Genomic DNA, 18,584 nt, shown 5'->3' with positions numbered 1-18,584 from the left:
TCCCGAACAAGTCCCGAACAAAGTCGAAAAAAAATGTTCAAAAAATCACAGGACATTACAACGCGGTCAATAGCGGACATTGCCGGACAAAAGCGGACATTACTGGACAATGGGAGGTTATGGAGAGTGCATAAGCGAAGTTAGCCGATTTCACGGGGTGAGGTTGGTGGACGTGCAAAATTTATTTTGAAAACCTCCGTTATCTTACTACTTTTACCCCACTTAACAACCATACTTATGTCAAACGCTGTCGTTTCGTTACAACAAGCCACTATTTATCAAGAAAATCGAGTAATACTCTCGCAAGTAAATTTGGAAGTGAATCCGGGTGATTTTTTATACATCATCGGAAAAAGTGGTACAGGAAAGAGTAGTTTGATGAAAACGTTGTATGGTGACCTACCGTTAACCCAAGGGCAAGGCCATGTGGTGGACTATGATTTGGCTGCCTTGAAAGAAAAAGACATTCCTTTTCTCCGCCGAAAATTGGGTGTGGTATTCCAAGATTTTAAACTACTCCCCGACCGCAGCATTCAAGAAAACATGTTGTTTGTGCTGAAAGCAACGGGGTGGACCGATAAAGTGGCTATGCAGGATAAAATCGATGAAGTGCTGACCCATGTGGGAATGAAAGGATTTGCTGCCAAAATGCCGCATCAACTGTCGGGAGGGGAACAACAACGGGTGGCTATAGCGCGGGCGTTATTGAATGATCCAGAAGTCATTTTGGCCGACGAACCCACCGGAAATCTTGACCCACAAACAAGCGCTGAAGTCTTGGAATTGTTGAAAAAAATTAACGGCAACGGCAAAACCATTATTATGGCTACCCACGATTATGCCTTGTTGTTAAAATATCCCTCGAAAACCTTAAAATGTGAAGACGGAGCCCTTTTTGAAGTGGTTCAAAAAACGGTGTAATGCTGTCCATACTCCTTCCTATTTATCAACTCGATCCCTATCCTTTGGTAATGGAGCTGCAAAAACAATGTATCGCTTCGGGAATTCCTTATGAAATTCTTGTCTCTGACGACTCATTAGTTGCAAATACTACTGTAGCGTCAAACATTAACAACTTGCCAAATTGTCATTACCATAAAAATTTAAAAACTTTGGGGCGAAGTGGCAACCGAAATGCATTAGCACAAAAGGCAAAAGGGACAATTCTTCTATTTTTGGATGGTGATATGTGGCCAAAAAGCAAAAATTTCATAGCGCAATATATCGCCATGAGCACGCACTATCCTGTGGTATTTGGCGGAATTGCTTACCGAGAAACATCACCAGAAAACAACTATCAATTACGATGGCTATTCGGCCGTTCAAGAGAAGCATACGCTCTAAATCAACGAATAAAAAATCCATATACAACTTGTTTCACCTCCAATCTACTAATTGCGAAAAAAATATTTGATGCATATCCTTTTGATGCTGCACTAACCGCTTATGGGTATGAAGATTTACTTTTTATAAAAACGTTACGAAAAAATGGGATTCCTATTCATCACATTGAAAATCCAGCTTATCACGATGGATTAGAAGATGCAACTGTTTTTTTAGCCAAAACTGCCGAAGCCATGCGACACGCCGAAAAATTACGCTCCTTAGGAAAATTAGAAAGTAATGATTTGAAAGTTGTTTATTGGAGTCAACGTCTAAAAAAATGGGGGATTCAACCGTTTTTAGGGGTAATTCTTAGAAAAGTCGCCCCTGCATTACAAAAAAATTTAGAAGGGCCGAGACCAAAACTATGGGTGTTAGATGTGTTCAAACTTTATTGTCATTGGCGTTAGACCGTATTGATTCTAATAACACAACCCACTGTTTCATAACTATTTCTGGCTGAAAACGCGCTACTGATGCTATGGCTGTTTTGGCATGTGGAGCCGTTGGAAAATCTAGAGCTATCTCGTTCATTGCCGACAAAAAGGCTTCCGAATTTCCATCGGGAATCAAATACCCATGTTCTTTGGTAAGTAGTAATGCTCGCGGTCCTACAGGGCAATCATAGGCCACACTCGGAACCCCACAAGCCATTGCTTCCATTAACGCCATGGGAAGACCCTCAAAACGCGATGTCATCAAAAACATACCCGATTGTGCATAAACTTCAGTGATGGACGAGGTAGGATCTTCAAAATGTACCGAATCCAAAATTCCTAATTGATGGGCTAATGAATGAGAATTGATTTTGGAACCCGACCCAAAAATTCGCAATATCCAATCGGGGTGATTTTGAATGAATTGAGCCCAGATGGGTAACATACGATCAATCCCTTTTTCATAACTATGTCGTGCGACCATTAAGGCTACTTTTTGCGGATTTCTGGGTAATGGAATAATCCAATTAGGGTTAGGAATTACCACGGTTGACGGCAACTTCCATTCTTCTTTTGCTTCCTTTGATAATACAACCAGACAATTAAAACGAGCTGCCAATCGTCGTTTTATAAGCAATTCGAAGAAGTACTTTATATTTTTCCATCCCCAACCTCTTGATGGATAAATGCGATTGTAATACGAACCGTGTACTTCAAAAATCAAAGGAACATCCAACTTAAAATAGGGAAGAAAGTACCCTTTAAAACCATCACAAACTACAACAACTTCAGGTCTAACTGTAGCAACGGTATTTTTAATTCCTCGGCGATATTTTTGAAAATAAGACCAGCGATTACCCTCTAAAGTCAAGTAATGCATTTGTATACGTGAGTCCAAGGGATAAAAAGCAGGCGTTTGGTCATGACAAAGAAGATGAATGTCAAAATTAAAATGAGTAACTAGGTAATTGAGCTTGAATGCGATAACTCGTTGCACTCCCCCTTCACCAGACATTCTTGGAAGAACATACAAAAGTTTCATGAGATAAACTTCAAAAACTCTTTATAGGAACGAATATATTCTGTTTCATCGTAAGGCTCAGAAGCCAGAACTAAACAAACAGCACCTGATGAAAAATTTTCTAATTCACGCCATGTATTGTGGGAAATTATTAAGCCTTTGTCGGGACGATTAAGCGTTATACGTTGGGTCGTTTTTCCATTTTTCAACACCACATCAAAACTTCCCGAAACTGCAATAAGAACTTGTTGCAAGGTCTTGTGCGCATGCCCTCCTCTTCGCGCTCCTGAAGGAACATCATACAAATAATAGACGCGTCTAACTTCAAAAGGAAGTGTATCCCCTTCCAAAATCGCAATATTCCCTTTGGGATTCTTAACTTTTGGTATATCTATCCAATCAATAATCATAGTTTTTGGCTTATCAAATTTAACCACTGCGCCCCTATTTGCTCCATTGAATATTTTGCAACTGAGGACTTTGCTTGGTCTTTACAGCGTAAATATAAGTCTTTATCACAAATCATTCGATTTAGTGCTCGAATAAAGGACATCTCATCTTGATCGGGAACTAACAAACCATTGTATTCGTGCTGAATAATTTCATTAGGCCCAGTAGGGCAATCGTAAGCTATGACAGGCGTTCCAATGACCAACGACTCCAACAATACCGTTGGGAAGCCTTCATTTTTACTCGTAAGTACTGAAAATAGGGCCTTAGAATAATAATCATTAGTATTCGTCACGCGGCCCGGAAAATGAATCAACGCGGAACAATCCAACTGGGCTGCTTGCTTTTGGTATTCAGGAAGAAGATTTCCCTCACCCAATACAATCAAATGAATTCCTTTTTGTGGTAATTCCGATCGAGCATACATCGCAAGCAATCGATCATACTGCTTGATAGGATCATTCATTCTCCCCACAGCCAAAATGAAAGGGGGTAAATCCAAAGAGGAACAAGTTGTAAATGTAGGATAGGTTACGGGGATATGGGTAACTTTTTTTAAATCATATTGTAATTCCAATAGTTGCTGAATCCCCTGAGATACGGCAACAACCGCAGCAGCCTTTTTATATATCCAACGGGCGCCCCAACTTCCCATAGGAACATACCACTCTGTTCGCGCACTGTGCACCATTAATATATAAGGACTTTGGTATATCCAACGATGAATGAGCAACTCTTGAAGGTATTTTTTCTTTACACGAGTGTCAATAATAACAGTAAAATTATGGGTCTTGAAAAAATTGCGGAAGGCTACAAAACGTCGGAAACGATGCAAAAAAAAGGGTGTTTTTTTTTTCAAGCGACCCAAATTAAACACTTCACCTTGGTAGGGATACTCAATTGCATCTAAAACCAATACATGGTGAACATGAATCCCTTTTTCAACCAAGAATGTTGACAATTGTGCGGAAAATCGCTCAGCACCTCCCCCAGCCAATTGATCGGAAACTAAACAAACGGTTATGTTATTTGATGGTACACCCAAAATTTTCTATTTTAGCCCAAGCAAATATAACGAAAGTGAGGATATTACTGTTGGGGGAATTCAGCCGGCTGCACAATACCTTGAAAGAAGGATTGGAAACCTTGGGTCATCAGGTTGTATTGGTCAACAACGGTGATGGTTTTAAAAATTACCCTGCCGATTATTCCATTCGGGCGCACTTTTTTACTTCACCCTTGGGAACCTTGATCCGCAAGGCATGGCACCGCCTCTTTCGGTTTGATTTGGCTTTACTCGAACATGGGTTACGCTGTTGGGGACTGATTCACCAACTTCAAGGGTTTGATGTAGTGCAATGCATCAACGAAAAACCCATCCAAACGCTCCCAAGTTTGGAACACTATTTATTGCAAAAAATCATTCGTCAAAACAAACACTGTTTTCTGCTGAGTTGTGGTGTCGATGCAATCAACCTGCCGCATCTCTTGGCCCAAAAAGAACGTTACTCCATCCTGACGCCGTATTTTGAAAATCCAACCGCCACTGCGCAAGAATATGCTTTCATGTGGGAATACCAAACGCCTTCACATCAAAAAATTCATCGGTTACTGATGACGCATTGCCGCGGCATAATTGCCTCCGATCTCGATTATGTGGCGCCCCTTGTCAAGCATCCAAAATACCTTGGGTTGATTCCCAATCCCATCAATACCCATAGAAACCCCTACAATCCGCTAGTTCTTGGTAATAAAGTGGTGCTTTTTTTGGGTATTAATTCGGGAAACTACCACGTAAAAGGAATCCGTTTTTTTGAACAAGCCTTGCAAAAAATTCAATCCCGTTGGCCTGATCAAACCGAAATTATCATTACCCGAGATGTGCCCTATGCAACCTATCATACGCATTTTCAGCGGGCCCACATCGTATTGGACCAAGTGTATGCCTTTGACCAAGGGTATAATGCCCTAGAAGCTATGGCCCAAGGAAAGGTGGTATTCACAGGAGCCGAACAAGAGTTTCTATCGCATTACGGGGTGCAAGCCAACGAGGTAGCCATCAATGCTTTGCCTGATGTGGACTATTTGGTAAAACAAATGGAAGATTTTATTCAACATCCCAAAAAAATTAGTGAAATTAGTGAACGTGCCCAAGCGTTTATCCGCCAGCACCATGACCACATACACATTGCCCAAACCTATTGCCAACGATGGGAGTCCGTAATCTAAGTTTTTACCTCATCCTCATGGCCGGCGCGGCTTACATGGCCACCCAGGGATTGGACTTGTGGGATAGCGGGTATATCGTCGGATACAGCTGGCGCATAGCCAATGGAGCGCTCCCCTATCAAGACTTTTTTTACAAAGGCCCACCGGCAACACTCTTTCTATGGTCGATAGGGATTAAAATACTACCCGTTTGGGGACAGTATTATGTGTTAAAACTTATCAATTGGTTGCTCTTCGGTTGGCAAACACAGCTTTGGCTTGCGGGCATAGAGCGTGGTTTGGGATGGAAAATACCCAATCGCAACCTTATCGGGTGGATGGGGGTTGTGTTTTCGGTACAGTTTTTTCCCATGTATCCTTGGCCTACCACTGATGGCTTGTTGTATAGCGCGATTGCATTTTATTTATGGACCCTGTGTTTTAAAACCTATAAAATCAATTTTTACATCCTCTGGATTGGTCTCTTTAGTATCGCCGCTGCCTTGACCAAACAATCCTTCTATGCCGTCCCTGTTGCTTTTTTACTCGCAACGGCACTCCGTTATCCCATGCGTACTGTGGGCTACCTTTTCCTGAGTCAACTGTTGGGGTTGGGATTGTTTTTTGCAGCCCTTTTATCCTTCACCTCTTGGGAAAATTTTATTTCGCATACCACGGGAGAAACCGCATTGACCGATTTAATTTACAGTGGGGCAATCAATTATTTCATTGCTTATCAACAACTTGAAATCTTATGGATCCCCCTACTTTGCATCGTATTGGCTTGGGGTATATGGGTGTTGAAAACGCGTTGTGGTTGGGAAAAAAGGGGGCAAATACTAGCACTATGCTTTGGAATCTATGGGGTGTTATGGGCGGTTGTTTTCTCTTTTCAAGAGGGTTCGCGACTCCTTTGGCTTGGAGTCCTGCTGGGCATGATGGCGATGTTGGGGACGAAAGCCAGTCGACATAAAGCGAGCGTGTTGGGACTTGTCTTGGCAGTCGCTTGGTGTGCTGCTATAAGTTTGGGGTATCCCTACCCTATACTGATGGGAACCGGGATGTTGGTGCTTCTACTCTGGCTTTTACAAAGGTATTTTCCGTCTTACACATCCCTCGCGCAAGGCCTTTTAATCATTGGTATCCTGTGTGGCACGGTTTACCAATACCAACCCTATGCCGAACGACCACTCAATGAACTGCATTACGACTTGGGTACGGTTAGTCCAAAACTCGCCGGTATAAAAACGAGTAAAGTGCATTACGAAAAGTGGCTGGAACTCAAAAAACTACGTCGTCAATTTCGTAACAAAACACCCATTGTTGCTCCGAATATGGCCTTGTTTTACTACGCCATGGGCCTACACAATCCGCTCCCTGCCGATTGGTTGTTGAATTGGGAAATCCATCGCGATCCCAAAACCCTCTTGGAAATTGCCAGTTCGAAAGAAAACGTTATTTTCGTTGAAAAGTCTTTTGTACAGGGTAACGAACATTTCATGCCCCAAAACCGAGAAGATTTTAGTGTGGTAACCGACTATATCGTTCGTCACTTTCGTTTACAACGCGAAACAAAACATTTTTTGATTTACAACGGAACTCCCATAGATGCACCCTTACCTCAAACTTCTTCGCCCCGAACATTACCTTAAAAATTGCTTTGTAGGAGCACCCCTTTTTTTTTCTGGTCATGAACTCGGAAAAGGGATTCTACCCACACTGGGAGCCATTATGGCCTTTTGTGCTATGGCGAGTGCCGTATACATTTTCAACGATTACCACGATATCGCCGAAGACCGACTTCATCCCGAAAAAAAAAATCGCCCTTTGGCAGCAGGTCGTATCCCCGTACCATCGGCATGGCGTTTGGCAGGGTTGCTAAGTACAATGGCACTCGGTGTAGGCGTTTGTATTGACCTAGGTGTAGCTGGGGTACTTTTAGCTTATGCCCTACTCAACGTAGCCTATACCGTACAACTCAAAAAATGGCCTTACCTCGATATCACTATCATTGCTATTGGTTTTGTGCTCCGTTTGGTGGCCGGAAGCTATGCCAGTGCGGCAAACTTATCGCTGTGGATTTTGGGAGAAACTTTTTTTCTTGCCTTGTTTTTGGCACTAGCCAAACGACGTACCGAGGTATTGCTATATGAGCAAGGTGTCGTGACCCGCAAGAACATTCACCACTACACCCGAAAAACGGTAGATATTGGGCTACTATTTCTAAGCATCGCATTGCTTTTAGGGTATATTTGGTATTGCTTAACGCCCGAAGTGATGCGGCGCTATGGCTCTGAATGGGTATTTGTATCGGCGGTTTTTGTAGCGATTGGACTCTTGCGGTACCTGCAATTGGCGTTGTGGCAACATACCCTAAAATCGCCCAATAGTATATTGCTTGACGACCGCATTATTCAAGGTGCAATTTTGGGGTGGATTATCTTTTTGGGAGGACTCTTATATGGCTAGCAAAAAATTGATATTAGTAGATTTTGACCGTACCTTGTACCGTCGGGATAGCTTATTGGAATTTACCCGGTATGCGGTGGGAACCCGTCGATGGTTTTGGGGTATCGTTCGATTAATGCCTATCCTCATCACGTATCGACTCCGACTGCGCGAAGGGGCTGCAACCAAAGCGCTTTGGTTGCGTTATTTCTTCGGAGGATGGCCTGCAGCGACTTTTCAAGCTATGGGAAAATCATTTGCGCTCCATGAAATTGACCATCACCTCAACCCTACGCTTTACCACTATCTAAAAACCCAACACGACAGTACCATTGTCATTGTCACCGCCTCGGCAGCAGCATGGATAGAAGCATGGGCAAAACGCGAGCACTTTCAACTTTTAGCAACGGGTTTGAAATATGATGATGGAAAATTAACAGGCGAACTTGAGGGAGCCAATTGTACAGGACCTGAGAAAGTGCGACGGGTTAATTTAGCCTACGATTTAAACCAATACACTACCATTGAAGTTTATGGTAACGGTCGTGGAGACCGGGAATTATTGCGACTGGCGAAAACGGTATAACAGTACTAGGAGTATAAAATAAACCGCGTAATTTAGGGCATAGGCATACAATAAGCCCAACAATCCATAAATTGGAATCCACAAAGAGCATAGAAAGTAGAGTAAGGCCAACGATCCTAATTCGGTGATTAAAAATTGGAACGTTTGCCGCTTGGCAAAAAAACGATACCCCAACAATATCGCTAAGGCTTTGCAAAAATCCCCAAGCAATTGCCAGACCAACACCGAAGTGATCGGCTGAAATTCTTCCGTGTACAAAAATGTAATCAGTGAATTACGCAACAGATAAACCAAAAACAATCCGACTCCAAACAGCGGGATAATTTTTCCATAATAGGCTCGAAAAACCTCCCTATCGGCAGCACGACTTTCGGATTGAACCAACTTGGGGAGGAAATATAATCCGATGAGGGTAGTGACAAAAACAAAGTAAAATCCCGACAACCGATTCAAAGCTTCCCAATAGCCTGCCTGCTCCAAACCATGAAAAGCAATCAATTTTTTTCGAATAAGAATCATCACCCAGGGTCCAACAACAGCGGACGCTAATGCCATGAGCGAATAATGGCTTAAATTCCCAATAAATGACCATTGTACCCTAGGCCGATACTGATACATCGTGTTCCGCAGCGCCCAAAAAGATAACCCAAACGATACCGCAGGAGCGACAACAACAGCGAGCAAGGCGCCCCAAGTGGCATAAGCATACACCAACCCAACCGTGGCACCCAATCCTAAAATAGCGCCCCAGGTTTGAATTTGAACCACCTGACGAAAAGCCTCCATTCCGTTGAGGATAGCGACCAAAACAATGGAAACTAAATACCAAGGTAAGGCAACGGCAATCCACCACCATAAAGCGGTATCGGTGGTATATCCTTCAAGGAGCATGGGATTCCACAATACGGCCAAACTCCCAATCCCCAAGGAGGTGAGAAGCGCAACTGCCGTTAGTACGGTCAACACCGTATGAATAAATGCGGCTTGGGTATTGGGGTCATTGCGGTATTCAGTAATGTATTTGACAATGCCATTGGTCATGCCAAGCGTAGCGATATTTTCTACTGCAGTGATAAAATTGCGGAGGTTACCCACCCATGCCATTCCGATGGGGCCAATCCACAAGGCAACTACCTTGGCCGAAATCAACCCTGTCCCCATACGCACCAATACCGACAGACTATTGAGCGAGGTAATCCGCCAGAGTTCCTGCTCTTTTATGTAATGACGCCAGTTCACCCCGGAAATGCATTTATACAGTCAATAATCATTTGCTGTTCCTCAAAAGTAAGTACAGGACTTATGGGCAAGCTCAATACTTCGCGATGCAACTGTTCGGTCAATGGTAGTGCAGGAGTTGCACAATTTTTTAACGCCGCTTGTTGGTGAGGCGCAATAGGATAATGAATCATGGTTTGAATGCCGTTGGCCGACAAATACGCTTGCAATGCTTCGCGCTTTGGTGTACGAATCACATACAAATGAAAAGCATGCAACGCGGGATCTACAACCTGCGGCAATTGTATTAAGGGATGTACAATTCCTTTGGCATACCGCGCTGCCAATTGGCGACGGTGCTCATTTTCGTCGAGCAAATGAGGTAAGCGCACCCGTAAAAATGCCGCTTGGAGTTCGTCCAATCGAGAATTGGTTCCCGCAAGCGTGTGTACGTATTTTTCGGGAGAGCCATAGTTACGGAGAAGACAAACCAACGCGGCAACATCGGGATCATCGGTTACCACAGCCCCAGCATCGCCGAGAGCGCCCAAATTTTTACCGGGATAAAAACTAAAGGTTTTACAATAATTCCCATAAAACGATATCCCGTGTGCTTGCGCCGCGTCTTCAAAGAGTGCCAAATCATACTCTGCTGCGAGAGCCGCCAAACTCGGCATATCGGCCCGTTGACCGTATAAATGCACGACCATAATTCCCTTTACTTGTGGGGTAATAGCCTTTTTTGCCTGTATCGGACAAAGGGTTAACGTCACCGGATCGGGTTCGACCAACACCGGAACCAAGCCCGCTTGTTGAATACCCAAAATGGTGGCAATATAGGTATTGGCAGGCACGATAATGTGATCGCCTTCCTGCAAGCGCCCCAATTGAGTATAGGCCCGAAGAAGCAATGTAATCGCATCCAATCCATTGCCAACCCCAAAAGCGTAACGAGCCTGGCAAAAAGCCGCGAATTCGGTCTCAAATTGCTGGACAGCATCGCCTAGGATAAACCATCCTTTATGGAGTATTTCATCCAGTTTTTGATGGTAAGCCTCAGCATAGCGCGCGTTTATTTTTTGTAGGTCTAGAAACGGAATCATAGTAATACCTGACTTAATTGGGTGTGTTGTGCGGTGGGCACTTGGTAATAGTGTTGTACAACGGGCTGCGCACCATAGGATTCTTTCCAAAACTGTAAGCCGCTATTGACTTGTTTGCCTTGATTTTCATTAGAAATCCCAAAATCAAAAACGTCCCGTTGCGCATACACTTCGGTCATCAAATGGTGGTAGAGGAAGTCCAAAGCCCCGGTCTCAGAACGGCGTTGGTCGGCGGCAACATATTGCGGATGGGCCACCCTACCGGTATCAAACACCGTGGTTCCAGCCACCAGTTGTGTCCCCTCATATACGTTGAAATGGCGAATGTGTTGCGGAAATTTTTGATGTAAGTAAGTTATTTCAGCGAGTGAATGTACGGGTTGTGTTTGATGTCGATCGCGAAGGTTGGGTATCAAAAGCGTGTTCCAAAAGGCCTCAAAATTGGACTCTTCCACGATGGTGAGTCCCTTTTTTTGCCCTCTTCGTATACTCTCCCTACGGGTTTTACTAATGGTGAGGGGTTGCCGTAAATTGACCGTAGCCAACAAATCGGCACGATGGATTTTTGCGCTACACAACTGCATCAAATAGGCAATATCGCCATTGAATTCGCAGCAATAAAAGGGAGGAATCTCTTTGAGAAAAAGGGTCGCAAATCCTTGGGCTTCCGCATACGCCAACAATGCTTTGAAAATAGCCAATACTTCCGAAAAATGCAGTCCTTTCGCAAGTACCAATCCACCATACGTTAACCCATAATGCGAATAAAGGGCCTCATCCACACGATGCGCTGGCAAAACAGCACAGAGTTGGCCATTTTTTTCAACACATAAAGAGGCATCGTGAAATCGATCGGCATGATACTCCATAAAATGCCGATGAAATAGAAAAGTACCGTTACGGGACTGGGCTACAAAAGCATTCCAGGCTTCAAAATCGGCGGAGGTATATGTGCTAACCTGATACAAATCGACTTGCTATCTGTGAATTAAAATGATAAATGGGCTACAAACCCTTTTCAAAAATACGGATAAATCAAAATAAATCACTAATTTTCGGAGCATTAAACAAATTTCAATGTCCGTGCGGTTATTTATACTCTTCGCCTTCACCTGTCTTTTTCCTAAGGAAATCAAAGCACAAAATGTGAGCTTATACCAACAATTTAACGGCCAATATGACTTTACTTTTGTGGGGAATACACTCAATTTGGGCGAAAACAATACCAGTGAAGGATGTGCCGAGTTAATTGCACCCTCTTCCAGTGCGGTAATGAATTTAACCTCAACCCAACAATTGCACAAAGCCTATTTGTACTGGGCCGGATCGGGGGCAGGCGATGCCACGGTACAACTCAATGGACAACCAATTTCCGCGCAACGGCTGTTCAACAATACCCTAATCAATAGCGGTCTCACCTATTTTAGTGCTTTTGCCGAGGTAACTTCAATCGTGTCAAGCATAGGCAATGGAACCTACACCTTATCGGAATTGGATATTAGCAGCGTGTTGAATGCTAACGCGGGCTACTGCACGAACCGAACCAATTTTGCGGGCTGGACCTTGGTTATCATTTACACTGATCCTTCCCTACCCATCAACCAATTGAACCTTTACGATGGGTTACAAAATATCCCGACCTCCATAGACATCACGCTAACCAATTTGAATGTGGTCGATAATGTTGGGGCTAAAATTGGTTTTGTTGCCTGGGAAGGGGATCGCGGATTGGCCATTAATGAAAGTTTACGCATCAACGGAACGGTTTTAAGCAATCCCCCGTTGAATCCCGCTAACAATGCCTTTAATGGAACCAATAGCGTTACGGGGAGCAGCCAATTATACAATATGGATTTGGACATTTATTCCATACAAAACAACATCCAACTGGGCGATACTTCAGCCTTGATACAACTCACCTCAGGTCAAGATATGGTGCTGATGAATGTTATATTAACCACCTTCAACAGTCAACTCCCCGACGCCGCTTTGGCGATTGATGCCATTGAAAAAACCTGTGATTCCAAAATAATCACCGTGCAATATACGGTCTCCAATCCCAACGCCACCGACCCGTTACCGGCCAATACGCCAATCGCCTTTTATGTGGAGGGCATTTTACTCGGACAAACCGCTACCCAAACGATACTCCCTATCAATGGGAGTGAATCGGGACAAATTACGTTCACCCTACCCAACTCGATTACAGCTGCCTTTACGGTAGTGGGTCAGGTAGATGATACCGGCAATGGACAAGGGGTCGTTTTGGAATTGAACGAAACCAACAACGGCGCAAGCTTTTCAGACACCTTGATTTTTAAACCTGAACTCACTGATCTCCCGCCTTTGGTGAGTTGCAACTTAGGATTCACGCGAGGGATTTTTGACTTTCAAAACTACGCCGATACCGCTTTTGATGCGAGTGAAGCTACGTTTGTTGGATTTTATGAAAGCTTTGCCAACGCCGATGCCGGAACCAATCCGATCGCCAATCCTGAAGATTACACCGCTATACAAACTCCCCAAACGATTTATTTTCGGATTGAAAATGCCAACTGTTATCAAATTGGTCAATTTGAATTGCAAACGAAAAACTGTCCCCCAACCATTTACAATTACGTATCTGCCAACAACGATGGCGCCAATGATTTCTTTACTATTGACGGACTTTATGGCGTTTTCCTCCAATTTGAGTTGGAAATCTACAACCGATGGGGACGTTTGGTTTGGAAAGGAAATCATACGCAATCGCCTTGGGACGGATTTGCCAACCAACCCCATACGGTAAGTAACTACATTTCTCCCAAAGGAACCTACTATTACATCCTGAGATTAAACGACCCCGGTTTTCCGGAGCCTTACGTGGGTTGGTTGTATTTCACCTTTTAAGGATTCCTACTTTTCTTGTATTTTAGCCGTTTAAAATCCGTTGTTTTGAAACAAATTCAATCACCTCAAAATCCGTATATAAAATCCTTAGTGCTGCTGCAAGAAAAAGCCAAAGCGCGCAAACAATCGGGCACCTTTCTCATTGAGGGGCAGCGGGAAATCAGCTTGGCTTTGCAAGGAGGATATACTTTTGAAACGATTTTATTTGTCCCCGAAATGATTGAAATAACTTCCCTTCAGTCCCAAGTTCCCCATACGGTAGCCTGGATTGAAATCAGTCGGGAAGTCTATCAAAAACTGGCCTATCGCGATACTACGGAAGGAATTATTGCTGTGGCCAAAATGCAAAATCACGAACTCGAGTCGTTGGTCCTTCCTCAAAATCCACTGCTACTTGTGGCAGAAGCCATTGAAAAACCAGGCAATTTAGGCGCTTTGTTACGAACGGCTGATGCGGTGGGTGCCGATGCGGTCGTGATTGCCAATCCCAAAACCGATTTGTACAATCCCAATATTGTGCGTTCAAGTGTGGGATGCTTGTTTACCAATTCAATTGCCATGGGAACAACGGCTGAAGTTATTTCCTTTTTACAACAAAAAAACATTGCCATATTCAGTGCCACGTTGCAAAACGCCAACGCTTATCATGAAAATGATTTTACGGGACCAACCGCTTTGGTCGTTGGAACAGAGGCTACCGGACTCACAGCGGCGTGGCGTGACGCCGCAACACAAAACATTATCATACCCATGTCGGGGACCATCGATTCGATGAATGTATCGGTGGCCGCCGCAATTTTACTCTTTGAAGCCAAACGTCAACGCGGCTTTTCTTAAAATTTTTACCCATGAAACAATTCCTTTTTTCGATGCTTTTCCTTTGTATAGGAAGTGTACAAGCCCAAATTACAGAAGCACAAGTCGATGCTGTGGTCGAACGCACCCGCAACGCCTTTAATGTCCCCGGTATCGCCGTAGGTATTGTAAAAGATGGAAAACTGGTGCTCGCCAAAGGGTATGGAATGCGAAATGCCAAAACCCAGGAAAAAGTCAATGCCCAAACCTTATTTGCGGTAGCCTCCAATACCAAAGCGATGACAACAGCGGCCTTGGGGCAGTTGGTCGACCAAAAGAAATTACAATGGGACGATAAAGTGGTACAGTACCTCCCTAATTTTAAAATGTATAATGATTATGTGACCGCCGAATTTACCATACGGGACTTACTAACGCACCGCAGTGGTTTAGGATTGGGCGCTGGTGATTTGATGATTTGGCCCGACGGACATAATTTCACGCGAAATGATATCGTGCAAAACATTCAGTATTTAAAACCGGTTTCGGGATTTCGTGCTAAATACGATTACGACAACCTGCTTTACATTATCGCTGGAGAAGTGGTTGCCAAAGTGAGCGGAATGTCGTGGAATGCCTATGTGGAGCAACATTTGATGGCGCCTTTGGGCATGACGCGCAGTGCCACTTCTTGGGAACGGGTAAAAGACACCACCAATTGCAGTGTACCGCACATCCCTATGGAAAAAGGCTTGCAAGTAATTCCACGCTATACCAATTCCATTTTTGATGCTGCTGCAGGCGTGTATACTTCGGTTGAAGATTGGAGTCGATGGGTTATCGCCCAATTGCAGCAAGGAAAATACGGTCCTTTGGCAACGCAAACCCTTTTTTCGGAAACTACACACCGGGAAATGTGGAAACCGCAAACGGTAATGCCTACTACCGGAGTATCCCCTTACCGATGTCATTTTAAAGCCTATGGACTGGGGTGGCAATTGACCGATATTAACGGGCATTTGCAAGTCTCACACACAGGAGGTTTAGACGGTATGGTCACGCAAACGGTGCTTTTTCCCGAAATCCAATTGGGCATCATCGTGTTCACCAACCAACAAAGCGGCGCCGCATTTACAGCGATTTCCAATACCATTAAAGATGCCTATTTGGGATTGCAATACCCCGATCATGTGACTACCCTTCAATCGGATCGTGCAAGTAAAGAAGCCCAAGCCGATCAAATTACAGCTGCGATTTGGCAACAAGTAACCGAAAACGAACAGGCAAAAGGCTATCGCCCGAAAAAATATATGCTGGGCGAATACCATGACCCTTGGTTTGGAGCGGTCACCATCAGCGAAGGCAAAAACAAAATATTATTTACCTCCCACCGTTCGCCTCGCCTTACAGGAACGCTACATTGGGTAAAAGACGATCACTTTGCGGTCAAATGGTTCAACCGCAGCATGATGGCCGACGCTCATGTGTACTTCAAACGGGATTCCAGCGGAAAGCTTATCGGTTTTACCATGGCTCCAATTTCGCCGTTGACCGATTTTAGTTACGATTTTCAGGATTTGGAGTTTACAAAAGTCGATTAGAAAAAGGCTCATGAGTGTTGCAAAATTGCCTGAAAATGTTGTATATTTAGCCAACTAAGCGATTTCCCATGCACGAGATAGATTTAGAAGAAGAAAAAAAAGCCCTAGCACGCGAGTACAAGGAGCTGTTGCGTATCAGTTACCAAACCCTTACTGAGGACGATAAAAAACTGATTCGCAAAGCCTTTGATGTAGCGGTCGATGCCCACAAAGACCAACGCCGTAAGTCGGGAGAAGCCTATATTTTTCATCCCATCGGAGTGGCCAAAATAGTCGCCTCGGAAATTGGTTTGGGCGCAACCGGAATTGCCGCGGCCTTGTTGCACGATGTGGTAGAAGACACGCCCATTTCGGTGGAGGACATTGAGCGCTTGTTCAATCCAAAAATTGCGCAATTGGTCGCAGGATTAACGAAGATTTCGCAGGTAAAAAAGGACATGAACATCTCGATGCAGGCCGAGAATTTCCGAAAAATGCTGCTTACGTTAAACGATGATGTTCGGGTAATTCTTATTAAAATCGCCGACCGCTTGCACAATATGCAAACCATGGATTCCATGCCGCAGTACAAGCAGGAAAAAATCGCTTCGGAAACTCTGTACATTTATGCGCCACTCGCCCACCGTTTGGGGTTATACAACATCAAAACACAGTTGGAGGACTTAGGGTTAAAATATACCGAACCCGCCATTTACAGCGACATTGTGAGTAAAATCAAAGAAACCAAAGAGGAGCAAGATGCCTATATTAAAATGGTTTCTGATGTGTTGCGCAAATCGTTGGACGAAGAAGGCATTGAGTATACGTTGAAAGGCCGTCCAAAATCAATTTACTCCATCCGACGCAAAATGCTGGTGCAACGGGTCACTTTTGATGAAGTGTACGACAAATTTGCCCTGCGGATTATCTACAAGTCCAATCCCCATGATGAAAAATTCCTCGCCTGGAAGATTTACTCTGTGGTAACCGACCACTATCGCCCAAGTCCGAGCCGCCTCCGCGATTGGATTTCCTCCCCCAAGTCGACGGGATACGAAGCCTTACACATCACCGTGATGGGGCCGAAAGGCCGCTGGGTTGAAATACAGGTGCGCAGCGAACGCATGGATGAAATTGCCGAAAAAGGGTATGCTGCCCATTACAAATACAAACAAGGAGCCACCGAAGAATCGGGCTTAGAGAAATGGCTGAACTTGTTGAAAGAAGCTTTGGAAAACTCCGAAACCAATGCGGTTGACTTTGTGGAGGATTTCAAAATGAACTTGTATGCCAAGGAGATTTTTGTTTACACCCCCAAAGGCGAAATTAAATCGTTACCCAAAGGCGCCACCTCTTTAGACTTTGCTTTTAGTATCCACTCCGAAATTGGGATCAAAACCCGCGGTACTCGGGTCAACGGCCGTTTGGTTCCCTTAAACCATGAGTTGAAAAGTGGCGACCAGGTGGAAGTCATCACTTCCCCACACCAAAAGCCCACGATCAACTGGTTGGATTATGTAACGACCTCTCGGGCGAAGAATAAAATTCGCAGCGTTCTCAATGAAAACACCAAAAAAATTGCGGAAGAAGGCAAGGAATTGCTCACACGAAAACTGAAACATTTGAAGATTACCTTAAATGAATCGGTGGTGAATGAGTTGGTGAATTATTTTAAACTGAAAACCAGTTTGGACCTGTTTTATCGCGTGGGCATTGGCGCCATAGAAAACCAGCAACTGAAAGACTATGCTGCTCAAAAAAGCAATACGTTGATTAATTTCTTTAAAAATAAAATCAAACGCAGCCATAGTAACAATCCTGAAGAAATCAACCGACCCGAGTTGACGAGCAACTATGACCTGTTGGTTTTTGGTAAAGAACAAGACCGCTTGGATTATAAACTGGCCTCCTGTTGCAATCCTATTCCAGGAGATGAAGTTTTCGGATTTGTGACCATCAACGAAGGGATTAAAGTCCATAAAAAAGACTGTCCTAACGCTATCAGCTTACAGTCGAATTACGCCTACCGCATTATGCAAGCCCGTTGGATTGATTCGACCAAACAAGAATTTAAAGTAATGCTCAACATTACGGGAATGGACACGTTGGGCTTAACCAATGAATTAACCAAAGTAATTTCCAACCAAATGCACGTAAACATTCAAAGCATTTCCTTGAGTGGCGAAGCGGGAATTTTCAATGGGCAAGTGACCGTGATTGTGCAAAACAATCAGATTTTAAAGCGTATGATTGAAAACATCAAAAAGATCGATGGGATTGAAAAAGTAGCGCGCGTATACAGTTAATAAAAACAATTTACTGTATAGAAAAAGAAGCCGTCTCACAACTTGAGACGGTTTTTTTTTACGTTTTTTCTTGCATAAAAGAGTTGCAATTTGTATATTTATATCTGATTTACAGATGATTAGACATGAATTTCAAACACTACAATCAACGTCAAACCAC

The 18,584-nt window shown here is 43.9% G+C and carries 16 protein-coding genes; 10 read left to right on the top strand and 6 right to left on the bottom strand.

Annotated features, from left to right (window positions below; all coding sequences use genetic code 11):
* Window positions 1-237 precede the first annotated feature (237 nt).
* Together O9316_RS04835 and O9316_RS04830 are read left to right on the top strand one after the other, a co-directional pair.
* The gene (locus tag O9316_RS04835) at window positions 238-921 is read left to right on the top strand and encodes an ATP-binding cassette domain-containing protein (RefSeq protein ID WP_298204363.1); all 684 of its coding nucleotides are present in this window, start codon (window positions 238-240) and stop codon (window positions 919-921) included.
* 50 nt (window positions 922-971) lie between these two features.
* Window positions 972-1,793: a glycosyltransferase family A protein gene (locus tag O9316_RS04830; protein WP_298204362.1), complete on the top strand. Its 822-nt coding sequence runs from the start codon at window positions 972-974 to the stop codon at window positions 1,791-1,793.
* Here O9316_RS04830 and O9316_RS04825 read toward each other — a convergent pair.
* Genes O9316_RS04825 through O9316_RS04815 form a run of 3 tightly spaced genes read right to left on the bottom strand, consistent with a single transcriptional unit; the run spans window position 1,768 to window position 4,336 of the window.
* On the bottom strand, window positions 1,768-2,862 hold the full coding sequence (locus O9316_RS04825) for a glycosyltransferase (RefSeq protein ID WP_298204361.1): 1,095 nt from the start codon (window positions 2,860-2,862) through the stop codon (window positions 1,768-1,770). The genes O9316_RS04830 and O9316_RS04825 overlap by 26 nt on opposite strands.
* Complete coding sequence (locus O9316_RS04820; protein WP_298204360.1) at window positions 2,859-3,251, bottom strand: FdtA/QdtA family cupin domain-containing protein; 393 nt, start codon at window positions 3,249-3,251, stop codon at window positions 2,859-2,861. Before O9316_RS04820 ends, O9316_RS04825 begins: the two co-directional genes overlap by 4 nt.
* Window positions 3,248-4,336, bottom strand: a complete 1,089-nt coding sequence (locus tag O9316_RS04815; protein ID WP_298204359.1) for a glycosyltransferase — start codon at window positions 4,334-4,336, stop codon at window positions 3,248-3,250. The genes O9316_RS04820 and O9316_RS04815 overlap by 4 nt, the downstream gene beginning before the upstream one ends.
* 35 nt (window positions 4,337-4,371) lie before the next feature.
* On the opposite strand from O9316_RS04815, the gene O9316_RS04810 reads away from it, so the two are divergent.
* Genes O9316_RS04810 through O9316_RS04795 form a run of 4 tightly spaced genes read left to right on the top strand, consistent with a single transcriptional unit; the run spans window position 4,372 to window position 8,533 of the window.
* Window positions 4,372-5,520 carry a glycosyltransferase gene (locus O9316_RS04810; protein ID WP_298204358.1) on the top strand — a complete coding sequence of 383 codons (1,149 nt, stop codon included), beginning with the start codon at window positions 4,372-4,374 and terminating at the stop codon, window positions 5,518-5,520.
* Window positions 5,502-7,151, top strand: a complete 1,650-nt coding sequence (locus O9316_RS04805; protein WP_298204357.1) for a hypothetical protein — start codon at window positions 5,502-5,504, stop codon at window positions 7,149-7,151. Before O9316_RS04810 ends, O9316_RS04805 begins: the two co-directional genes overlap by 19 nt.
* Window positions 7,108-7,968 (top strand): UbiA prenyltransferase family protein, encoded by an 861-nt coding sequence (locus tag O9316_RS04800; RefSeq protein ID WP_298204356.1) that lies wholly within the window; start codon window positions 7,108-7,110, stop codon window positions 7,966-7,968. Before O9316_RS04805 ends, O9316_RS04800 begins: the two co-directional genes overlap by 44 nt.
* A 7-nt stretch (window positions 7,969-7,975) precedes the next feature.
* Window positions 7,976-8,533 carry an HAD family hydrolase gene (locus tag O9316_RS04795; RefSeq protein ID WP_298204355.1) on the top strand — a complete coding sequence of 186 codons (558 nt, stop codon included), beginning with the start codon at window positions 7,976-7,978 and terminating at the stop codon, window positions 8,531-8,533.
* On the opposite strand, the gene O9316_RS04790 is transcribed toward O9316_RS04795, so the two are convergent.
* Genes O9316_RS04790 through O9316_RS04780 form a run of 3 tightly spaced genes read right to left on the bottom strand, consistent with a single transcriptional unit; the run spans window position 8,507 to window position 11,822 of the window.
* Window positions 8,507-9,772: an O-antigen translocase gene (locus O9316_RS04790; protein WP_298204354.1), complete on the bottom strand. Its 1,266-nt coding sequence runs from the start codon at window positions 9,770-9,772 to the stop codon at window positions 8,507-8,509. The genes O9316_RS04795 and O9316_RS04790 overlap by 27 nt on opposite strands.
* On the bottom strand, window positions 9,769-10,854 hold the full coding sequence (locus tag O9316_RS04785; protein WP_298204353.1) for a DegT/DnrJ/EryC1/StrS aminotransferase family protein: 1,086 nt from the start codon (window positions 10,852-10,854) through the stop codon (window positions 9,769-9,771). Before O9316_RS04785 ends, O9316_RS04790 begins: the two co-directional genes overlap by 4 nt.
* Entirely contained in the window at window positions 10,851-11,822 is a 972-nt protein-coding gene (locus O9316_RS04780) for a GNAT family N-acetyltransferase (protein ID WP_298204352.1), read from the bottom strand. Before O9316_RS04780 ends, O9316_RS04785 begins: the two co-directional genes overlap by 4 nt.
* Window positions 11,823-11,931: 109 nt before the next feature.
* On the opposite strand from O9316_RS04780, the gene O9316_RS04775 reads away from it, so the two are divergent.
* The 4 genes from O9316_RS04775 to O9316_RS04760 all read left to right on the top strand — a co-directional run bounded on the left by O9316_RS04775 (window position 11,932) and on the right by O9316_RS04760 (window position 18,424).
* Complete coding sequence (locus O9316_RS04775) at window positions 11,932-13,743, top strand: gliding motility-associated C-terminal domain-containing protein (RefSeq protein ID WP_298204351.1); 1,812 nt, start codon at window positions 11,932-11,934, stop codon at window positions 13,741-13,743.
* 45 nt (window positions 13,744-13,788) lie between these two features.
* Window positions 13,789-14,580: an RNA methyltransferase gene (locus O9316_RS04770; RefSeq protein WP_298204350.1), complete on the top strand. Its 792-nt coding sequence runs from the start codon at window positions 13,789-13,791 to the stop codon at window positions 14,578-14,580.
* An 11-nt stretch (window positions 14,581-14,591) separates the two neighbouring features.
* On the top strand, window positions 14,592-16,139 hold the full coding sequence (locus O9316_RS04765; protein ID WP_298204349.1) for a serine hydrolase: 1,548 nt from the start codon (window positions 14,592-14,594) through the stop codon (window positions 16,137-16,139).
* 68 nt (window positions 16,140-16,207) lie between these two features.
* Window positions 16,208-18,424 carry a RelA/SpoT family protein gene (locus O9316_RS04760; RefSeq protein WP_298347041.1) on the top strand — a complete coding sequence of 739 codons (2,217 nt, stop codon included), beginning with the start codon at window positions 16,208-16,210 and terminating at the stop codon, window positions 18,422-18,424.
* The last annotated feature ends 160 nt before the right edge of the window (window positions 18,425-18,584 follow it).

It is taken from the genome of Flavobacterium sp. (assembly GCF_027533505.1).
GTDB lineage: Bacteria > Bacteroidota > Bacteroidia > Flavobacteriales > Flavobacteriaceae > Flavobacterium.
Note: the sequence above shows the minus strand (reverse complement) of the source record. Positions and strands in the feature narration are given on the sequence as shown.

What these genes read in the sequence shown, in the direction of transcription:
- O9316_RS04825 (WP_298204361.1), bottom strand. Translation starts at nt 2,862, where the DNA reads ATGAAACTTTTGTATGTTCTTCCAAGAATGTCTGGTGAAGGGGGAGTG.
- O9316_RS04785 (WP_298204353.1), bottom strand. Translation starts at nt 10,854, where the DNA reads ATGATTCCGTTTCTAGACCTACAAAAAATAAACGCGCGCTATGCTGAG.
- O9316_RS04805 (WP_298204357.1), top strand. Translation starts at nt 5,502, where the DNA reads ATGGGAGTCCGTAATCTAAGTTTTTACCTCATCCTCATGGCCGGCGCG.
- O9316_RS04775 (WP_298204351.1), top strand. Translation starts at nt 11,932, where the DNA reads ATGTCCGTGCGGTTATTTATACTCTTCGCCTTCACCTGTCTTTTTCCT.
- O9316_RS04760 (WP_298347041.1), top strand. Translation starts at nt 16,208, where the DNA reads ATGCACGAGATAGATTTAGAAGAAGAAAAAAAAGCCCTAGCACGCGAG.
- O9316_RS04765 (WP_298204349.1), top strand. Translation starts at nt 14,592, where the DNA reads ATGAAACAATTCCTTTTTTCGATGCTTTTCCTTTGTATAGGAAGTGTA.
- O9316_RS04835 (WP_298204363.1), top strand. Translation starts at nt 238, where the DNA reads ATGTCAAACGCTGTCGTTTCGTTACAACAAGCCACTATTTATCAAGAA.
- O9316_RS04820 (WP_298204360.1), bottom strand. Translation starts at nt 3,251, where the DNA reads ATGATTATTGATTGGATAGATATACCAAAAGTTAAGAATCCCAAAGGG.
- O9316_RS04830 (WP_298204362.1), top strand. Translation starts at nt 972, where the DNA reads ATGGAGCTGCAAAAACAATGTATCGCTTCGGGAATTCCTTATGAAATT.
- O9316_RS04800 (WP_298204356.1), top strand. Translation starts at nt 7,108, where the DNA reads ATGCACCCTTACCTCAAACTTCTTCGCCCCGAACATTACCTTAAAAAT.